16 protein-coding genes are annotated in these 18568 nt (G+C 70.5%); 7 read left to right on the top strand and 9 right to left on the bottom strand.

The window, feature by feature from the left end:
• The first annotated feature begins 272 nt into the window (after positions 1-272).
• The 4 genes from ENC19_RS12565 to ENC19_RS12580 all read left to right on the top strand — a co-directional run bounded on the left by ENC19_RS12565 (position 273) and on the right by ENC19_RS12580 (position 5015).
• On the top strand, positions 273-1640 hold the full coding sequence (locus ENC19_RS12565; RefSeq protein ID WP_164447318.1) for a serine/threonine-protein kinase: 1368 nt from the start codon (positions 273-275) through the stop codon (positions 1638-1640).
• A gap of 105 nt (positions 1641-1745) precedes the next feature.
• Positions 1746-3008 (top strand): nucleotide sugar dehydrogenase, encoded by a 1263-nt coding sequence (locus tag ENC19_RS12570; RefSeq protein WP_164447319.1) that lies wholly within the window; start codon positions 1746-1748, stop codon positions 3006-3008.
• Between the two features lie 178 nt (positions 3009-3186).
• Positions 3187-4644 carry an LVIVD repeat-containing protein gene (locus ENC19_RS12575; RefSeq protein WP_164447320.1) on the top strand — a complete coding sequence of 486 codons (1458 nt, stop codon included), beginning with the start codon at positions 3187-3189 and terminating at the stop codon, positions 4642-4644.
• A 149-nt stretch (positions 4645-4793) separates the two neighbouring features.
• The gene (locus ENC19_RS12580) at positions 4794-5015 is read left to right on the top strand and encodes a DUF2188 domain-containing protein (RefSeq protein ID WP_164447321.1); all 222 of its coding nucleotides are present in this window, start codon (positions 4794-4796) and stop codon (positions 5013-5015) included.
• A 193-nt stretch (positions 5016-5208) separates the two neighbouring features.
• Here ENC19_RS12580 and ENC19_RS12585 read toward each other — a convergent pair whose 3' ends face one another.
• The 3 genes from ENC19_RS12585 to ENC19_RS12595 all read right to left on the bottom strand — a co-directional run bounded on the left by ENC19_RS12585 (position 5209) and on the right by ENC19_RS12595 (position 8665).
• Positions 5209-6027 (bottom strand): MerR family transcriptional regulator, encoded by an 819-nt coding sequence (locus tag ENC19_RS12585; RefSeq protein WP_164447322.1) that lies wholly within the window; start codon positions 6025-6027, stop codon positions 5209-5211.
• Between the two features lie 68 nt (positions 6028-6095).
• Entirely contained in the window at positions 6096-7706 is a 1611-nt protein-coding gene (locus ENC19_RS12590; RefSeq protein ID WP_164447323.1) for an asparagine synthetase B family protein, read from the bottom strand.
• 2 nt (positions 7707-7708) lie between these two features.
• A complete protein-coding gene (locus ENC19_RS12595) occupies positions 7709-8665 on the bottom strand; it encodes a DUF5715 family protein (protein WP_164447324.1) in 957 nt (318 codons plus the stop codon).
• 228 nt (positions 8666-8893) lie between these two features.
• On the opposite strand from ENC19_RS12595, the gene ENC19_RS12600 reads away from it, so the two are divergent.
• Positions 8894-9748, top strand: a complete 855-nt coding sequence (locus ENC19_RS12600) for an alpha/beta fold hydrolase (protein ID WP_164447325.1) — start codon at positions 8894-8896, stop codon at positions 9746-9748.
• Positions 9749-9797: 49 nt separating this feature from the next.
• On the opposite strand, the gene ENC19_RS12605 is transcribed toward ENC19_RS12600, so the two are convergent.
• The 3 genes from ENC19_RS12605 to ENC19_RS12615 are packed head-to-tail and all read right to left on the bottom strand — an operon-like array spanning position 9798 to position 12189.
• Positions 9798-10373 carry a TetR/AcrR family transcriptional regulator gene (locus ENC19_RS12605; RefSeq protein ID WP_164447326.1) on the bottom strand — a complete coding sequence of 192 codons (576 nt, stop codon included), beginning with the start codon at positions 10371-10373 and terminating at the stop codon, positions 9798-9800.
• 56 nt (positions 10374-10429) lie between these two features.
• A complete protein-coding gene (locus ENC19_RS12610) occupies positions 10430-11035 on the bottom strand; it encodes a response regulator transcription factor (RefSeq protein WP_164447327.1) in 606 nt (201 codons plus the stop codon).
• A complete protein-coding gene (locus ENC19_RS12615) occupies positions 11032-12189 on the bottom strand; it encodes a histidine kinase (protein WP_328824232.1) in 1158 nt (385 codons plus the stop codon). The genes ENC19_RS12610 and ENC19_RS12615 overlap by 4 nt, the downstream gene beginning before the upstream one ends.
• Positions 12190-12322: 133 nt before the next feature.
• Between ENC19_RS12615 and ENC19_RS12620 the strand changes: the two genes are divergently transcribed.
• Both ENC19_RS12620 and ENC19_RS12625 read left to right on the top strand, forming a co-directional pair.
• Complete coding sequence (locus ENC19_RS12620) at positions 12323-13222, top strand: hypothetical protein (RefSeq protein ID WP_235944672.1); 900 nt, start codon at positions 12323-12325, stop codon at positions 13220-13222.
• Between the two features lie 100 nt (positions 13223-13322).
• Positions 13323-15023, top strand: coding sequence for a DEAD/DEAH box helicase (locus ENC19_RS12625; RefSeq protein WP_164447328.1), 1701 nt, complete (start codon positions 13323-13325; stop codon positions 15021-15023).
• 107 nt (positions 15024-15130) lie between these two features.
• Here the strand turns inward: ENC19_RS12625 and ENC19_RS12630 are convergent, their stop codons facing one another.
• The 3 genes from ENC19_RS12630 to ENC19_RS12640 are packed head-to-tail and all read right to left on the bottom strand — an operon-like array spanning position 15131 to position 17888.
• Positions 15131-16228, bottom strand: a complete 1098-nt coding sequence (locus ENC19_RS12630; protein WP_164447329.1) for an ABC transporter substrate-binding protein — start codon at positions 16226-16228, stop codon at positions 15131-15133.
• A gap of 27 nt (positions 16229-16255) precedes the next feature.
• Positions 16256-17140 carry an ABC transporter permease gene (locus ENC19_RS12635; RefSeq protein ID WP_164447330.1) on the bottom strand — a complete coding sequence of 295 codons (885 nt, stop codon included), beginning with the start codon at positions 17138-17140 and terminating at the stop codon, positions 16256-16258.
• Positions 17118-17888 carry an ABC transporter ATP-binding protein gene (locus tag ENC19_RS12640; RefSeq protein ID WP_208020872.1) on the bottom strand — a complete coding sequence of 257 codons (771 nt, stop codon included), beginning with the start codon at positions 17886-17888 and terminating at the stop codon, positions 17118-17120. Before ENC19_RS12640 ends, ENC19_RS12635 begins: the two co-directional genes overlap by 23 nt.
• Positions 17889-18568: the final 680 nt, after the last annotated feature.

Below are 18568 nucleotides of genomic sequence, written 5' to 3' on the forward strand. Positions count from 1 at the left end.
CGCCGGGCCGGAGGCGACGAGCGCACCCGCAGTGAGAATTGTCTACCCGTGCCGCCGCGGTTCGCCGTAACGCGGCGGAAGGCGTCGACGCTACGGGGACACCGTCGGCCCGGACGTACCGGACGGCCGGAACGACAATGTGGCGCGCGGTGCCGGTGCGGTCACCAGCTGGGATGGCCGTGGCGCGGCACCGGTGGCTCTGTCGGTCACGACACCGGGACGGCCCGACCCGCCGACGCGCCGGTCGAGCCCGCGGTGGGTACGGTGGTGCCGTGTTGTCTTCGGAGGTCGTACTCAGCGGTCGGTACCGCTTGGACGAGCGTGTCGCCACTGGCGGCATGGGCGACGTCTGGCGGGCAACCGACTTGATCCTCGGCCGGCAGGTCGCGGTCAAGGTGCTGCTACCCGCGCTCGTCTCCGATCCCGACTTCATCGCCCGGTTCCGCGCCGAGGCGCGGATCATGGCGGCGCTGCGGCACCCGGGGATCGTGCAGGTCTACGACTGCGGTGAGGACGATCTGCCCGGCGGTGGCCGAGCCGACTACCTGGTCATGGAGTTCGTCACCGGTCAACCGCTGTCCAAGCGGATCGAGGCCGAGGGCCGCCTGGACGTGGGCGTGGCCATGTCGGTGGTGGCCCAGGCGGCGCAGGCGTTGCACGCCGCGCACCTCGGCGGGATCGTGCACCGCGACGTCAAACCGAGCAACCTGCTGATGCAGGAGGACGGCACGGTCGTCCTGGTCGACTTCGGGGTGGCCCGCTCGACGAACGTCACGAGCATCACCAGCACGAACGCCGTCCCGGGCACCGCCCTCTACATGGCTCCCGAGCAGGCCGCCGGGCGACCGGTCTCCGGGGCGACCGACCTGTACGCGCTCGGCGCGGTCGCCTACTGCTGCCTGACCGGCAGTCCGCCGTTCACCGGCGACAACCCCCTCCAGGTCGCCGTCCGGCATCTCGACGACCCGCCACCAGAACTGCCGCACGACATACCCGAAGCGGTCCGGGTGCTTGTCGACCGGGCGCTCGCCAAGGATCCGGCCGACCGGTTCAGCAGCGGTGCGGCGATGGCGGAGGCGGCCCGGGCCGCCGTTTCGGAGGGCAGCCTGCCGACCACGGTGACCCCGATGGGCCCGGCGCTGCGCGACGCGGGACCGGACACCCGCACCGGAAACCCGGTGTTCGACGCACCGCCACCGGGCCGACGACGGCGCGGCAAGCTGGTTGGCGCGCTGACCGCCGTGCTTGTCGGGATGACGGCGCTCGGTGCGGCGCTCGGCGCCACGCAGGAGGCGAACACCCCGGCGGTCAAGCTGCCGACCACCGCGCCGACTGTCGAGTCCAGCGCCGAGAACGAGGCACCGCCGAGCCCGCAGGAGAGCGCGCCGGCGCAGGTGCCGTCGCTGCGTCCGGCCAACTCGACGACCCAGGCGACCGAGTCCCCGTCGCCCTCGCCGTCCTCCCCGCAGCCCAGCGAGCCGAGCGAGCCCGCCTCGCCGGATCCCACGGGCTCCAGCCCCGATCCGGAGCCGACGGATACGCCCAGCAGCCCGGCACCATCGACGCCCACCACACCGTCCACGCCCACCACGCCTGCCGCCGGGGAGCCGCCGGGCACCGGCGAGGGCGAGGGGGGCTGACCTCACCGGCCTCAACCGCCCCGAAATCCCCGAAACGGACGTACGGCACCACACCGCGCTCTAGGCTCCTCACCAGCAGTTATCCCCTACGGTGCGGGAGTTCGGGTGAGCGTGGAGAAGTTGGTCGTCATCGGCCAGGGTTACGTCGGTCTGCCCCTGGCCATGCAGGCCGTCGAAGCCGGCATGGACGTGGTCGGCCTCGACGTCGACGCCGACCGGATCAAGCGACTCGCCTCCGGTGAGTCGTTCGTGTCGGACATCCCGGCCGACCGGCTCGGCCGGGCCCTGGCCAGCGGTCGCTACCACCCCAGCACCGAGTACGCCGACGCGAAGGACTTCGACGTCTGCGTCATCACCGTGCCCACTCCGCTGCGCGACGGCACCCCCGACCTGAGCTTCGTGGAACAGGCCGGTACGGGGATCGGACCGTACCTGCGGCCCGGCTGCACGGTGGTCCTGGAGTCGACCACCTACCCCGGCACCACGGAGGAGCTGCTCCGCCCGCTGTTGGAGGCGGCCAGTGGGCTGCGCAGTCCCGGGGACTACCACCTCGGGTACAGCCCCGAACGCATCGATCCCGGCAACCCGACGTGGCAGCTGGCGAACACGCCGAAGGTGGTGTCCGGGGTAAACGCCGCCGCGCTGGCGCGGGTCGACTCGTTCTACCGACGGCTGGTCCAGCGGACGGTGCCGGTGGACTCGACCCGGGTCGCCGAGTTGACCAAGCTCATCGAGAACACCTTCCGGCAGGTCAACATAGCTCTGGTCAACGAGCTGACGATGCTCTCGCACCAGTTGGACATCGACGTGTGGCAGGCCATCGAGGCGGCCGAGACGAAGCCGTTCGGATTCATGCCGTTCCGGCCCGGGCCCGGCGTCGGCGGACACTGCCTGCCGATCGACCCCTGCTACCTCTCCTGGCAGGTCAAGCGCCGGCTCGGCCGGCAGTTCCGGTTCATCGAACTGGCGAATGACGTCAACCACGAGATGCCCGAGCACGTGGCCCAGCGGGTGATGGCCGGATTGAACCGGTCCGGACGGGCGGTCCGGGACGCCCGGCTGCTGCTGCTCGGGTTGGCGTACAAGCGCAACACCGGTGACATGCGCGACTCGCCGGCCGTCGAGGTGGCCCGGCGGCTACGGGAACTCGGCGCCGAGGTCCGGGCGGTCGAGCCGTACGCCGAGCCGCACCACCTGCCCGACGGGGTGCTGACGGTGAGTCTGACCGAGCATGAGCTGCGCGAGGCCGACGGGGTCGTGGTGGTCACCGACCACGACGTGTTCGACTACGACCTCGTGGTCCGCCACGCCCGATACGTCTTCGACACCCGCAACCGCTGCGCCGGCCCCACCGTGGAACGCCTCTGATGTGACGGTGGCGAGCGAGCGTCCACGTCGGGCGGTCATGCCCCACCTTCCCCGAGTCGAGGTCGCCGCGACCGCACCCATTCACATTGGACGCCAAATGTGAGCTGGATCACATAGACGGATCTCATCCGCGAGTAGGGTACGACCAACGTCACTACCCTTTCGAAGGGCGTCGCCGATGGTCGGATCGACCCTGCCACGGGGGCGGCAACTGCGCATCGTCAGTGTGGCCGCCACCGGGCTCCTCCTCGCCAGCATCGCCGTTGCCTCACCCGGCAACGCGCAGACGGTCTCGTCAGCGGCAAACGAACCCGCCGCGGCCGTCGAGGCACCGCTCGGTGTCGACGAGATTGCCAGCAGCCCCAACCTCAAACTGATCGCCAATCTGCCGAAGCAGGCGCCGTTCAACACCACCGCGGCGCTCGGCACCGACATCGCCTTCCAGGGCAGGTACGCCTTCGTCGGCAACTACGACGGCTTCGTCATCTACGACGTGTCCAAGCCGAGCAGACCGACGATCGTCTCGCAGGTGCTCTGCCCGGGCGCGCAGAACGACGTCTCCGTCTACGGTGACCTGCTCTTCCTGTCGACGGACTCGTCCCGCAACGACGACTCGTGCAGCAGCACCTCCCAGTCCGCCACGATCAAGGAATCGTGGGAGGGCATCAAGATCTTCGACATCAGTCACAAGGCCAGCCCGCGGTACATCAAGGCGGTCGAGACGGCCTGCGGCTCGCACACCCACACGCTGGTACCGGCGAAGGACCGGAAGTCGGTCTACCTGTACGTCTCCTCGTACAGCCCGAATGGCGCCTTCCCGGACTGCCAGCCGCCGCACGACTCGATCAGCATCGTCAAGGTGCCGCTGAAGAAGCCGACCGACGCGGCCGTGGTCGCCACGCCGAACCTCTTCCCCGACGGCGGCTACGAGGGTCGCACCGGCGGCTCGGCGACCTCCGGCTGCCACGACATCACCGCCTACCCGTCCAAGGACCTCGCCGCCGGTGCCTGCATGGGTGACGGGGTGCTGCTGGACATCAGCAAGCGGGAGGCGCCCCGGGTGCTGCACACCGTGCGGGACACCACCAACTTCGCGTTCTGGCACTCGGCCACCTTCAACAACCGCGGCACCAAGGTCGTCTTCACCGACGAACTGGGCGGTGGCGGCGGCGCCACCTGCAACGAGGCCGTGGGCCCGGAGCGCGGCGCCAACGCCATCTACGACATCACCGGTCGGGGTGACGCGCGCGAGCTGGAGTTCCGCAGCTACTACAAGATCCCGCGGACCAACGGCGACACCGAGAACTGCGTGGCCCACAACGGCTCGCTCATCCCGGTGCTCGGCAAGGACATCATGGTCCAGGCCTGGTACCAGGGCGGCGTCTCGGTGTGGGACTTCACCAACTCCCGCAAGCCCAAGGAGATCGGCTACTGGGAGCGCGGCCCGCTGTCGGACAGCCAGCTCATCATCGGCGGCTCCTGGTCGGCCTACTACTACAACGGGCACATCTACTCCTCCGACATCCAGAAGGGGCTCGACGTGCTCGAGCTCAAGGACTGGCGGACGTGGACGGCCAAGCTGGCCTACTTCCGCGAGCTGAACGTGCAAACCCAGCCCAGCTACCTGAGCTGGTAGGACAGGCACACCGACCGGGCCCGGTCGCCCCCGCGCGGGGGTGGCCGGGCCCGGTCCGTTCAGCACCGCGTCCACCAGCCGCAACAGCGGTCACGTTTTCTCCCGCCCGTCCCGGGTACCTCGTCCGGCACGCAGGGAAGGGGTGGGAGATGACGCGCAACGAGTACCACGTGGTGCCCGACGGCACCGGCTGGAAGGTCGAGCAGGGCAGCACCGTCGTCGGGACGTACGACACGAAGCAGCGGGCGGTCGAGGTCGGGCGCGAGACGGCGCACGGCAACGAGCCCAGCCAGCTCGTCGTGCACACCGCCGACGGGAAGATCGAGACCGAGTACACCTACCAGGACGACCCGTACCCGCCTGCCGGCTGAGCGGGCCACACCGGCGGCGGCCTGCCGACACCATCCACTCCGGGTGCGGTCGGCAGGCCGCCGTCGTGGCTCCGCCGTCACCGCCGGCCGTGCCCGCCGTCACCGCCTCGGGCCGGGCAACGGTGACGTCGCCGCACCCGGCCCACCCCCGATCGACGGCGGGCGACTGGCGGACGGCCGGTCGCCGCCCGGTTCAGGCCCGACGCACCGGTAGCTGCAGCTCGGTGACCCCCTTGTCGGCCTCCTCCGGCCAGTACTCCACGTAGAACTCGCGCGCGTAGCCGTCCGGCCGCCAGTCGTTCTCCTCGATCCAGCGGGCCAGCACCTGCATGCTGCGGTCGGCCGTGTCCATCGGGCCGTGGTGGATCGTCGTCGCCGCCGTGATCGCCGGCAGCTCCACCACGGCGACGCCACCGGTCGCCGTTCCGCTTTCGATCCCCACCCCGGCATGGACGACGACGCTCTCACCGTCGGCGGCCTGGTCGTACCAGGCCACCGACGGTCCGACCGGGTTCACCCCGGCCTCCTCCAGCCGGCGGAACAGCTCCGGGTAGAGCGGCGTCAGTACCGGACCGATGTCCGCGGGCTCGTAGCTGCGGGCGACGGCACTCAGCTCCGCGACCCGGATCGGCGGCACCTGCTTGAGCACGACATCCTGGTTGGTCATCCGACCCTCCGTCTCGATCATGTGGAGCCTCGCCTCGACGCTCGACAGCCGCGCCGTGTCCGCCGCCAACTGGGCCGCCAACTGGGCCCGGCGCAGCCGGAGCATGCCCCGCAGCTCACCGAGGTCGACGGTCTCGTCGAGGATCGCCCGCACCTGGGCCAGGGTCAGCCCGAGGTCCTTCAGCGCGATCACCCGGTTGAGCCGACCCAACTGGGCGGCGGTGTAGTAGCGGTAGCCGCTGTGCGGATCGACGGCGGCCGGCGGTAGCAGCCCGAGGCTGTCGTAGTGCCGCAGCATCCGTACCGACACGCGGCCCAGGGTGGCGAAGTCTCCGATGGTCAACATGGCACCTCCACGGTCGGCGCTGACACCGTGTCAGAGTCAAGCCTGGGCCACCGGACGCTGGCAACGGCTCAGCCGGGCAGTGGGGCCTCGTCGCCACGGTTACGTCGTGGGGACACCAGCCGGCGCATGATCGGGGTGGCGTTCCACTTCGCCGCGCCGACCAGGTCGCGGGCGTGTTCGAGCACCGTGTAGTCGGGTCTCGCCCGGCCGGCGGCGAGCGCGGCGTCCAGGTCGTTGCCGCAGCGCGTCAGCACGCTGTCGAAGTCGCGGCGGACCGGCTCCAGCAGGTGGTAGCCGAACGAGCGGTGCAGCCGGGAGAAGAGCGGCTTGTACAGCCGGGCCCGCTCGTGCAGCCCGGAGGAATACGACATGGGGTTCTTCGGCCGACGCCGGATGTAGTCGGGCAGCACGTCGGCGAACGCCCGACGGACGATCCACTTCTCCTGGCCGTCACGCATCTTCAACTCGATCGGCAACCGCATCGCCAACTCGACGAGCGCGAGGTCGAGGAAGGGCACCCGGGCCTCGACACCGAAGGCCATGCTGGTCCGGTCGACCCGCTGCAACTCGGTCCGACACAGGTTGCGGATCTTGTGCAGGAACAGTCTCCGGGACTCCTGCGGACCGACCTCGTGGTACATGGGGTAGCCACCGAACAGCTCGTCCGAGCCGTCGCCGGTGAGCACCACCTTGACGCCGAGTTCCCGCAGCCGCCGGAAGATCGGCACCGAGACGACCGCGTTGATGATGTCGCCGTACTCGGTCAGCTCGGAGATCCGGATCGCCTCCCGCACGTCGGCCAGCCGGATGTCGCGCGGGCGCAGTTCCACCACCTCGTGCGCGACGCCGAGATCCTTCGCCAGCCGCCGTGCGTACGCCAGGTCCGGGCTCTCCGGCACCCCGACGGTGACCGCGACGCAGTCCGGGTGCAGTTGCGCCGCGTGCAGCAGCGCCAGCGAGCTGTCCAGGCCCCCGGAGAGCACCACACCGACCGTGAGGTCGGTGTCCAATCGCACCCGGAGGCTGTCGGTGAGGGCGGCACGGACGAGCAGGGCGGCCTCGTCCGGGTCCGCCACCACCGGCCGGCCCGCACCGAGGGCGAGCAGATCCACGTACGGTCGTAGCTGAACCCGACCGTCGACGTCGGCCCAGCCATGGTGCCCCGGCGGCACCTCGGCCACCGGCGCGCCCAGCCGGACCAGCGCCTTGATCTCACTGGCGAGGTGCAGGCAGCCCGGTGTCCGCGCCCAGTACAGCGGCTTGACCCCGAGCGGATCCCGGACCAGGTACGCGCGCCCGGTGGCCCGTTCCACCACGACGAAGGCGTACTCGCCGCGCAACCGGGTCACCATCCGCTCGCCCCAGTGTTCGAACGCGGCGAGCACCACCTCGGTGTCGCTGGCACTGCGGAACCGGTGGCCGAGAGCGGTCAGCTCGGTCCGCAGCTCGTGGTGGTTGAAGACCTCGCCGTTGTAACAGAGCAGCCAACGCTCGTCGGCGGAGACCCAGGGCTGCACCGCGCGCTCCCGGTCCACCACCCGCAGCCGCCGCGTTCCGGCGAGCAGTCCGCTCTCGTGCCGGGTCTCGGTCACCTCGCCCCGCGGCGCGAGCGTGCCGAGCATCCGCCGGAAGATGGCCGGATCGGCCTCCGGGCCGATGCTGAGCATGATCCCGCACATCCTCAGATCCCCATCTCGGCCTCGTACGCGCGGCGCAACCGCAGCGCCGCCGACGGCGCGAGGCAGATGTGCCACGCCTGCCCCTCGTCGACCACGTTGATCTCGCCGGCCCGCTGCCGGTTCAGCAGCAGCCCGGCCAGGGTCTCGCGCACGCCGAAGCGGCGGTACCAGTCCATCTCCACGTCCACCGCCCAGCCCAGGCAGTGGCCGCTGGGCACCATCGCGGCGTACCCGAGGCGCCGCAACCGGTACTGGTGTTCGGCGCTGCGGACCAGGCTGGTCACCCACAGCGGCGGGACGCCCGCCGGGGTGGCGGCGGCGAACTCCCGCCCGATGTCGTTGAGCAGCGCGATCACCTCGCGGCGGGCCCGGCGGAACAACAGCCCGGCGGTACGCGGTGTGGCGTCGGGCAGCACCCGGCGACGTAGTGCTCGCACGCCCCGGCCGACGATCGTGCGGGGCTGCTCGGTGTACTGGAAGCGCAGCAGGCCCCGGCGCCGCAGCCATTCCAGGTCCACCAGCTCAGTGCTGTGGTTCACCTGCGTGTCGGTGAGGAACGTGGCGGCGTCGCGCCACCACATCACGTCGATCCGAGACAGCAGGTAGATCCGCACGAGGGTGGCCAGGTCGGCGGCGGAGCTGCGCTCGTTCGGCTGGTAGCGGGCCATCTCCAGCAGCAGGGTCTCGCGGGCTCCGATCAGGCCCTGGGAGGTGGCGTCGAGCACCCGCACGATGGCCGGCTCCCGTAGTCGCTGGTCGATCAGCACCTGACGGGCTTTCGCGCTGCCCTCTCCGGCCAGCGCGCTCACCTCGACCAGCAGCTCGGCCACGGCGTCGCGGTAGGCCGCCAGGTCGGGCGGGGCCGCGCTGAGCGGGCGCACGACGCCCCGGGGGCGACGGCGAGCCGGAGTGACGGCAGGACCGGGCCAGTGTCCCGGGCTTCGGCTGGGCACTCGCATGATCGGTCCTCTCTGCCGCCGCGATGATCGCTCGTAACACAAAGTAACGTCACCGATCCGGATGAGTACGAGCAATACTCCCGTATCCCCCTAAGGCGTGGCAGAGCACGCCGACGGGCGGGCACCGCCTCGGCGTCGGACAGAACGGACCCGACCAACCACAGGCATGTACCATCCGGTACATGACCGTGCCGCGCCGGTGCGGCCGATCGACAGGAGGCCCGGTCGATGCCGACCATCACCCTGACCGCCGGGACGATCGACTACACCGACACCGGCGGTGACGGACCGGTGCTGGTGCTGCTGCACGGGGTGAACATGGACGCGAGCCTGTGGCGTCGGGTCGTCGCCGAGCTCGGTCCCACCGTGCGCTGCGTCTGTCCCACGCTGCCGCTCGGCAGCCACCGGCGACCGATGGCCCGACCGGAGCTGGTCACCCATCGCGGCGTCGCCGCGCTCGTGGGAGAACTGCTCGACGCGCTGGACCTGCGCGAGGTGACCCTGGTCGCCAACGACTGGGGTGGCGTGCAGTTCCTCGTGGCCGACGGTCCGACCGACCGGATCGCCGCTCTGGCGCTGGTCGCCTGCGAGGCGTTCGACAACTTCCCACCGGGAAGACCCGGCAAGGCGGTGGCGATGAGCGCGCGACTGCCCGGTGCGCTCTGGCTGTCGATGCACCTGCAACGGTTCGGCTGGTTCCGCCGCGCCCCCGGTGCCTGGGGATGGATGAGCAAGTACCCGATTCCCGACGAGGTGATGGACGCCTGGTTCCGGCCCGCGCAGCAGGACCGGGCGATCCGACGGGACCTGCGCACCTTCGCGCTGTCCACCCCGTCGAAGGTGGAACTGCGGGCCCTGACGCGCCGGATGGCGTCGTTCGACCGGCCGGTCCTCGTGGTCTGGGCCCGCGAGGACAGGCTCATGCCCCGGTCGCACGGGCCTCGGCTGGCGGCGCTGTTTCGGCAGGGCCGGCTGGTCGAGATCGACGACAGTTACACGCTGATCCCCGAGGACCAGCCTCGCCGGCTCGCGGCGGAACTCGCCCGGTTCGTCACCACCGAGCTGCCCCGCCCGCGCCGCTGAGCCCGCCCGCGACCGAACGCGTCACCGGGTCACCGGCCGCGGCGAGAGGTCACCCGCCTCGGCTGGTCGGACGCGTGGACTTTAGGAAGGCCGCCATGGTGGCGTCGGCTGTGGCCCGGTCACCGGTGAGCGCCAACTCGAACAGCACGCCCCGGGTCATCGCCATCGCCATCCGCGCCTGCGTCCGTGCCCGCCCGGGCGGGTGGCCCACCCGCTCGAAGAACCGACCGAGCCGGTCGGTCCAGACGGCGATCCAGGTGCGCAGCGCACCGGCCCACCCGTGCCCCTGCATCGCCGCCGCCGACATCTCGAAGAACAGCGGCGCGAAGGCCCGGTCGTCGGCGAGCCGGACCCAGAACCGCCAGGCACCGTCGTACGGATCGTCCATCGCCTCGCGGAGCAGCGATTCGAGCAGTTCCTGCTGGGTCCGCCAGACGGCCTCGACCATCGCGGTGAGCAGCCCCTCCCGGGAGCCGAAGTGGTAGATCAACATCCGGTGGCTGGTGCCGATCTCCGCGGCGAGCGTACGCAGGCTCGTGTCGCCGACGCCGTTGGCCGCGAAGTACGCGATCACCCGCTGCAGGAGAGCCTCCTGCGGACCGCCGGCCGGCACCGTGACTGTCACCACCCGATGCTAGGTCAGCGCCGATCCACCGCTCCGGACCAGCACCGGCGGGCTGGTCACAACCAGCCGTTGTCCCGCGCGATCCGTAGCGCCTCCGCCCGGCTTCCCGCGTCGAGCTTCTGCACCGCCAGGGCCAGGTAGTTGCGCACCGTCCCGGGCGACAGGTGCGCCCGCCGGGCGATCGCGGCGACCGGGGCGTCGTCGCCGGAGAGCCGCAGCGTCTCCAGTTCCCGCGGGGTCAGCGGGCAGGGCGGAATGGTGAGCGCGTCGGCGGCGAGAGCCGGGTCCACGTACCGGCCGCCCGCATGCACCCGACGGATCACGTCTGCCAGCGCGCCACCCGGCGCACCCTTGGGCAGGTAGCCCCGGGCGCCCGCGCCGAGCGCCCGGGTCAGGTGCGCCGGCCGGCCCTGGCCGGTGAGGATGACCACCGCACACGCCGGTAGCGCCCGGGCCAGCTCGGTGGCGACCTGGAACCCGTCCCGCCGGGGCATGGTCAGGTCGATCACCGCCACGTCGGGTCGATGGGCGAGAGCGGCGGTCACCGCCGCCTCTCCGTCGGCCGCCTGGGCGACAACCGACAGATCCTCTTCGAGATCGAGCAGCGCGGCGAGAGCGGTGCGGATCAGCTCCTCGTCGTCGGCCAGCAGGACCCGGATCATGCGACGGTCGGTACGGTCGCCTCGACGGTGAACACACCGTCTGCGCACCGGGTACGCAACTGCCCACCGGTGCCGGTCAGTCGCTCGGCCAGCCCGCGGAGCCCGTGGCTGTGCCGGTCCGACGTCGCCGTGTCGGGCGCACCGTCGTTGGTCACGATCATCCGCGTCACCTGGTCCTCCTGAGTGAACTCGATCCGGCACCAGCCCGCCCGGCTGTGTCTGAGCACATTGGTGCCGGCCTCCCGAAGCACCGCCGCGAGCTGGGTCGCCACCTCCGACGGCAGCTCACCGGCGGGTGGTACGACGGTGCACCGCACCCCGGACGAGCGCAGCACCTCCGCCACGGCGGTGAGCTGCTCGGTCAGGTCGATCCGACGGTAGCCGTGCACCGTACGACGCAGCTCGCTGAGGGCGGTGGCGGCCAACCGCTGCGCCTCGCCCGCCGCCCGGCCCGCGCGCACCGGGTCGTCCGACGCGAGCCGGGCGGCCAGCTCGGACTTGAGGGCGATCACGGTCAGGTGATGTCCGAGCAGGTCGTGCACGTCGGCGGCGAAGCGCAACCGCTCCTGCGCGGCGACCAGCCGGGCCTGCGCCGCCCGTCCCTGTTCGGCCTGCACCAGCAGCCGCCAGAACCAGACCTGGAAGCCGTTCACCAGCGCGATGCCGACGCCGACAGAGCCGGTGAGCAGCGCCGAGCGGCCGACGGACGTGCCGGTGAACACGGCCACCGCCCCGGACATCGCCACGATGGCCAACGCCGCCGGCAGTACCGACCGTAGCGGTGCGAGCAACGCGAGCCCGCCGACGACCGCCGCGCCCAGCCACGCCCAGGTGGGCCACGCGGCACCGGCGACCGGCGCGACGAGCGGCACGCTGAGCACCGCCACCGCGGCGTACCCGGCCAGCAACCACCGGCGCAGCCGGACGGACGGCGCCGGGGTGACCGCCGCGTACAGCGCCACCGCCAGCACCAGCGCGAACGCGGACAGCCCAACCGTGCCCGCCGCCGCCCGCCAGGCGTCCGGTTCCCTGGTCAGCCCGACCGCCGGCAGGAGCAGGGTGGCGGCCATACCCGAGGTGAGCGACGCCAGGGTCGCGGCCCGGGCGCGGGACAGCGTCCGCCCGCCGCCCGCAAGCAACACCTCGGTCACCACGGTCGCCAGGGTAGAGCGCTGCGCCGCAGCGGTGGACCCGCCGGTCCGCCCGGGTCTGCCGGGCGTTCCACCCGGCCGACCGGTGACATCTCGGGGATGGTTGCCCCGCACCGCCGCCACCAGGCTCGGTGACATGGCAGAGCTCAGCACCGCGGCGACATCGACGATCCCTGAATCCGACTCCTTCGAGACCACGGCGTCCCGGCGACCGACCGGGCCGGGTCGTGCCGCGCGGTTGCGGCCGCTGGCCCGGCACCTGCTGGAGATGGTGCTGGCCATGGTGGCCGGCATGCTGGTGCTCGGTCCGGCGCGAGCCGCCCTCGGCACGGTGCTCGGGCTCGCCCCAGCCTCCCCGGGGGCCGGTGCGCTGCTCATGGCCACCGACATGAGCATCGGCATGGCCGCGTGGATGGTGTACCGAGGGCACTCCCCCGCCGCGATCGGCGAGATGGTGCTGGCCATGTACGCGCCGGTGCTGCTCCTGCTGGTCGGTCACCGGGCCGGACTGCTCGACGCGGACCTCCTGCTGGTCGGCGCACACCTGTTGATGGTGCCGGCGATGACGGCGGCGATGCTACGACGACCCACCGAGTACGCCCGGCACCCGAACGGCCGACCTGCCGCTGGGCACCCGCTGGCACGGGTGCTGGCACACCGCTGGCCCGCGGGGCTGGCGTTGCTGCTCACCGCCGACAACTGGGCCTCGCCGACCCTGCTGGGCGCGTACACGCTGCTGGTGCTGCCGGTGGGCTACCTGGTCATCGGGACGGTCCGCCGCCAGTGGGGGGTGCCCGGCAACCTCCGGCTCCAACTCGCCGGCCTGGCGGGCTGGTCCGCCCTGGCCCTGGTCGCCGTGCTGGCGGGCGGCACGGTGGGGCACTGGCTCGTGGCGCTCGGTTGGTTGGCCCACGCCGGCTGGGACCTGCTCCATCACCGCGCCCGGCAGGTGGTGCCGCGAGCCTACGCCGAGTGCTGTGCGGTCATCGACGCCGTGTTGGGCATCACCATCATGCTCGCGCTGCTCACCGGGTGACGGGGACCGGGCGGGTGCGCGGGGCCGCCGTCGGCGGCCCCGCGCACATCTTCGGGTGGTCGCCGCAGCGGACCGGTGGGCGTGATGAAAGGCTTGACCCATGAGTTCCACGTCCGTACTGCCCGACCCGTCCGCCGAGCCGCCCGCCTTCACGGAACTCGGCCTACGACCCGAACTGCTCGCCGCGCTCGCCGGGCTCGGGTACGAGGAGCCCACGCCGATCCAACGGGAGGCAATCCCACCGCTGCTGAGCGGCCGGGATCTGCTCGGGCAGGCGGCGACGGGAACGGGCAAGACGGCGGCGTTCGCCCTGCCGCTGTTGCAGCGGATGCCCGACGACCGGGCGGGGGACGACCCGCACGCGCTGGTGCTGGTGCCGACCCGGGAACTCGCGGTGCAGGTCTCCGAGGCGTTCCACCGCTACGGCAAGGACCTCGGTGCGCGGGTGTTACCTATCTACGGTGGGCAGCCGATCGGTCGACAGTTGCGGGCGCTGGACGCCGGCATCGACGTCGTGGTGGCCACTCCCGGTCGCGCTCTGGACCACATCGCCCGGGGCACGCTGCGGCTGGGCAATCTCGCCACGGTCGTGCTGGACGAGGCCGACGAGATGCTCGACATGGGCTTCGCCGAGGACATCGAGGCGATCCTGGAACACACCCCCGAGCAGCGGCAGACGGTGCTGTTCTCGGCCACCATGCCGGCGCGTATCGACGGGATGGCCCGAGCGCACCTGACCGATCCGGTGCGCATCCTGATCGCCCGCGAGCAGCCGGTGGCCGGTGAGGCGCCCCGGGTACGGCAGAGCGCGTACCTGGTGGCGCGGGCGCACAAACCAGCGGCGCTGGGGCGGGTGCTGGACGTCGAGTCGCCCACCGCGGCGATCGTGTTCTGCCGCAGCCGGGAGGAGGTGGACCGGCTCACCGAGACGATGAACGGTCGCGGTTACCGGGCGGAGGCGCTGCACGGCGGCATGAGCCAGGAGCAGCGGGACCGGGTGATGGGGCGGCTGCGCGCCGGCACCGCCGATCTGCTGGTCGCCACCGACGTGGCGGCCCGTGGGCTCGACGTCGAGCAGCTCAGCCACGTGGTCAACTTCGACGTGCCGTCGGCACCTGAGTCGTACGTGCACCGCATCGGTCGGGTGGGCCGAGCCGGCCGGGAGGGGGTGGCGATCACCCTGGCCGAGCCCCGGGAACACCGGATGCTCAAGACCATCGAGCGGGTCACCGGGCAGCGGATCACCATCGACAAGATCCCCACGGTCGCCGATCTTCGGACCCGTCGGCTGGAGCTGACCCAGGCCGCGCTGCGGGAAAGCCTGCTGGAGGACGACCTGGACCCATTCCGGGTGATCGTCGAGACGCTCAGCGACGAGTTCGACCTGATGGAGGTGGCGCTCGCCGCCGTGAAGCTGGCCCACGAGGCGACGCTGCCCGGTTCCGACGAGGCCGAGGAGGAGATCCCGCAGGTCGCGGTCCGCCCGCCTCGGGAGGGCCGGTCGGCGGGGTACGAGGGCCGGGGCGAGCGCCGACCGGCGCGGCCCCGCACCGCCGGCACCACCCAGGTCTTCATCGGGGTGGGCCGGCGGGCCGGGGTGCGCCCGCAGGATCTGGTGGGCGCGATCACCGGGGAGACCGGGGTCCGGGGCCGGGACATCGGCTCGATCGAGATCGCCGATCGATTCTCCCTGGTGGAGGTGCCTGTCACTGTCGCCGACGAGGTCATCGCCGGGCTGCGGGGAAGCACCATCAAGGGTCGCAAGGCCACCGTCCGCCGGGACCGCGACGAGCGCCGCTGACCGCAGCGCCGTCCGTTGCCGGTCACTGGGGCACGACGAGCCGTCGGCGGTCGCCGGAAGCGACCGCCGACGGCGAGGTCACCGCGCGGGATATACGGGTCGTGCTGTCAGCTGCCAGCACTCTCGTGGACGGTGGGGAAGGTGAGGTCCTTCCAGCTGCCCGGGGTCTTCGAGATCATTCCGATCTCCTTCATGAAACCGGCGATGTCCTGGAGACCGTGCGGTTCGGTCGTGTAGGTGATCGCCGGATTGGTGAGGTACTTCTCGAAGCTCTCCGGCGAGGTCTTTCCGCCGGAGTTCGTCGAGAGGTCGTTCGCCGCCGCGGCCGGGTTGTCCGCGAGCGCGCCGATCTGCTTCTCCAGGATCGAATAGAACTTCGTCGAGAACTCGGTGTTCTGCTCGTAGTACTCGTTCATCATGAACACGCCGTTGAACATGATCGGCCCGAAGAGGTCACTGCTCTTCAGGACGACGCGCATGCCCTGATCCTGCTCGTCGAACTGGAACGGCGGTGAGGTCAGGTGCCCGGCGATCTGGCCACTGACCAGATTCTGCAAGCCGTCCGGGTGAGACATCGGCACGATGTTGGTGTCGAGCGCCTTGGCGTCACCGAGCTGCGCCTGGGCTCCCTTGCGGAGGACCAGCGCCTGGATAGACGTCAACGAGGGCATTGCGATCTTGTCGGAGCCGGTGAAGTCACTGAGAGACTTGAGACGCTCGTCCTTGGCCATCAGCCACAGCTCCGCGTCGTTGAGTGAGGCGAGGTACCGCCAGTCGACGCCCTTGTCCCAGGCCAGAATCATCTGCGCCGCGCTACCCGCGCCGACCTGGATGTCGCCGGAGATCATGCCGTCCTGCACTGCGGCGCTGGACGACAACTCCGTCCACTCGAACGTTGTGTTGGGGAATTCCTTCTCCAGGGTGCCGCTCTGCTTGAGCAGGATGAGCGGAGCGTATGACAGGCCCGGCTGGTACGCGATGGTGACCTTGGCCGGCATACCGTCACTGGCCTGCTCGGTGGCTTCGTCCGAACCGCACGCGGTCGAGGTCAGCAGGAGCGCGGCAAGTGCGGCGACGGCGGTGAAACGGGATCGCCGAGCGGTTCGAGGCTTGGTTGAAGTCATGAAGTGAACCCCACCTTGTCTTGCTGGTAGTGGACGGGGGTGTGCGGTGGACAGTTGCGTTCCACCTGCGGTGGTGGTCACCGGAAGGCCGACGGGTCGGCGAGCCGGCTACGTCTTCATGCCCCATCGCACGACGGTACGCCGCTCGATGAGAATGAACACCATGTCAATCAGGAGACCGATGACAGCGATCGTCACCAGGCCGGCGAAAACGTCGGGGATGTCGAGGTAGTAACGGCTGTTGTTGATGAAGTAGCCGAGGCCGCCCCCACCGCCAGCAACGCCGAACACGAGTTCGGAGGCGACGATGGTGCGCCAGCCGAACGCCCAGGCGGTCTTCACCCCCGAGATGGTGTGCGGGAGAGCGGCGGGAAAGAGCACCTCGGAAATCATGCGCCAGCGCTTGAGGCCGATGTTGCGCCCCACCGCCAGAATCGTGCGGTTCGCCGTCCGAAAACCGGTATTGACATTGATGGCAATCGGCCAGATGACCGCGTTGGCGACCACGAAGACCAGCGCCGTTTCACTCAGCCCGAACCACAGGATAGCCAGCGGCAGCACAGCGATCGATGGCAATGGATTCAGCATCGAGGAGAAGACGACGAGCACGTCCTCCCCGAAACGCGTCCACACTGCGAGAGTGGTCAGCACGACCGCGATCAGACTGCCGAAGAGCATGCCGAGCAGCAGGACCCGCATCGTGGTGCCGGTCGATCGGAGCAGCTCGCCGTTCTGGAATCCGGCGACCAGGGCCTTGCCCACGTCCGCGGGCGAGGAGAACAGCAGGGGGTTGACGCCCGACACCGTGACGTAGAGCTGCCAACCGGTCAGCAGCAGGACGACAACGAGCACCCGTCGCAGCCATACCGGCATCGATCCCCACCGCCAGTCCCGCACCCGCCGCGGCGCGGCGTCGGTGGTGGTCGTCGGCGGCGCCGGAGTCCCCCCGGCCGGCGCGATCGTCTGTTGTTCAGTCGGTGAACTCAGCGACATCCTCGTCTGCCTCCTTACCATCCCGGTGCAGCAGGCTGCCCAAGTGTGTCCGCACGCTTCGGTACTGCTCTGAACCGACCACCTTCGCCTCCTCGGTGATCGTCACAACCTCGCGGACGACCGAGGGCGGGTCGGTCAGCACGACCACGCGATCGCCGAGGACGATGGCCTCTTCGATACTGTGGGTGACGAACAGGATGGTCACCCCGGTACGCTTCGCGATGGCGTTGAGTTCGGCCTGGAGGCGGGCGCGGGTGAGGGCGTCCAGGGCGCCGAACGGCTCGTCCATCAGCAGCATGACGGGCTCCAGCGCGAACGCACGCGCGATCGCCACCCGCTGCTTCATGCCACCCGAGAGCTGGTGCGGGTGGCGGTCGAGAGCACGGCTCAGCCCCATCATCTCCAGATAGCGACGAGCCTGTTGCTCCGCTTCGGCCTTTGTGCGGCCGTTGCGGCGCAACGGGTACGCCACGTTGTCCAGTACGTCACGCCAGGGAAACAGCTGGTCGAACTCCTGAAACACGACCGCGCGGTCCGGCCCGGGAGCGAGTGTGCGTCGCCCGGCGACGGTGATCGTGCCGTCGGCGAGGTCCAGGAATCCCGCGATGGTCTTGAGGAGGGTCGACTTTCCGCATCCGGACGGGCCGATCAACATGATCGTTTCGCCGGCGGCGACGTCGAAACTCACGTCTGCCACGGCTCGGGTGAAGGCGCCGTTGACCCGATAGCCGATCGACGCGTGAGACACGCGGAGCAGCGTGTCCGGTCGCTCGCCGGGGTGCGGCACGCTCCGTTCCGGCTCGGTACGCGGCGGGGACGGTTGAACCATGCAGGGACTCCCTTGGACTCGTCGGCTAGGCGACTGGCTCCGGTTGGTGGCCGTGGTGTTGGAACGGTCGGGTCCGTTCGTCGGCGCGCTGACACGCCAGTCGGGGCCGACCTGGACAGGTCTCGCGCCGCTTGCGTCCTAGCCGCAGGTTCCGCGGACGACGCCGTGCTGCGTCGGAGTCACCGACCGGACGGGCACGGGAGCGAGCCGGTCATGGCGATCCAACCTTCAGGGCACCTGACGCTCGCACGTCGCCCTGCATTTCGACAGGTCCAGTGGGGGTGGCGGGGATCGCGGCATCTGCTGTCTCCAAGCTGACTGTGTCCTGCAGCACAACAGTTAACTCGGCGGTCATAGTGACGTCCAAGACGCTGCATCGATCCAACCGATAGGTCGTGCCTATAGTTGCGGGGCTGACGCCCACCCGAGGGCGCCCACTCGTCCGTACGTCGGTGATGCAGAGCCGTCCGGCCGAGGAATCCTCGCCAGTAGGCGTCACCTATGTGATCCCTCGCGAACCGGCACTGGACCTATCGGCGTCAGCCTGGTTGCATGTCGGCAGGTCAGGAAGATCTGATCATGAACTTCGGCGAAAGGTG

Source organism: Verrucosispora sioxanthis, from assembly GCF_010560025.1.
GTDB classification, from domain to species: Bacteria; Actinomycetota; Actinomycetes; order Mycobacteriales; family Micromonosporaceae; genus Micromonospora; species Micromonospora palythoicola.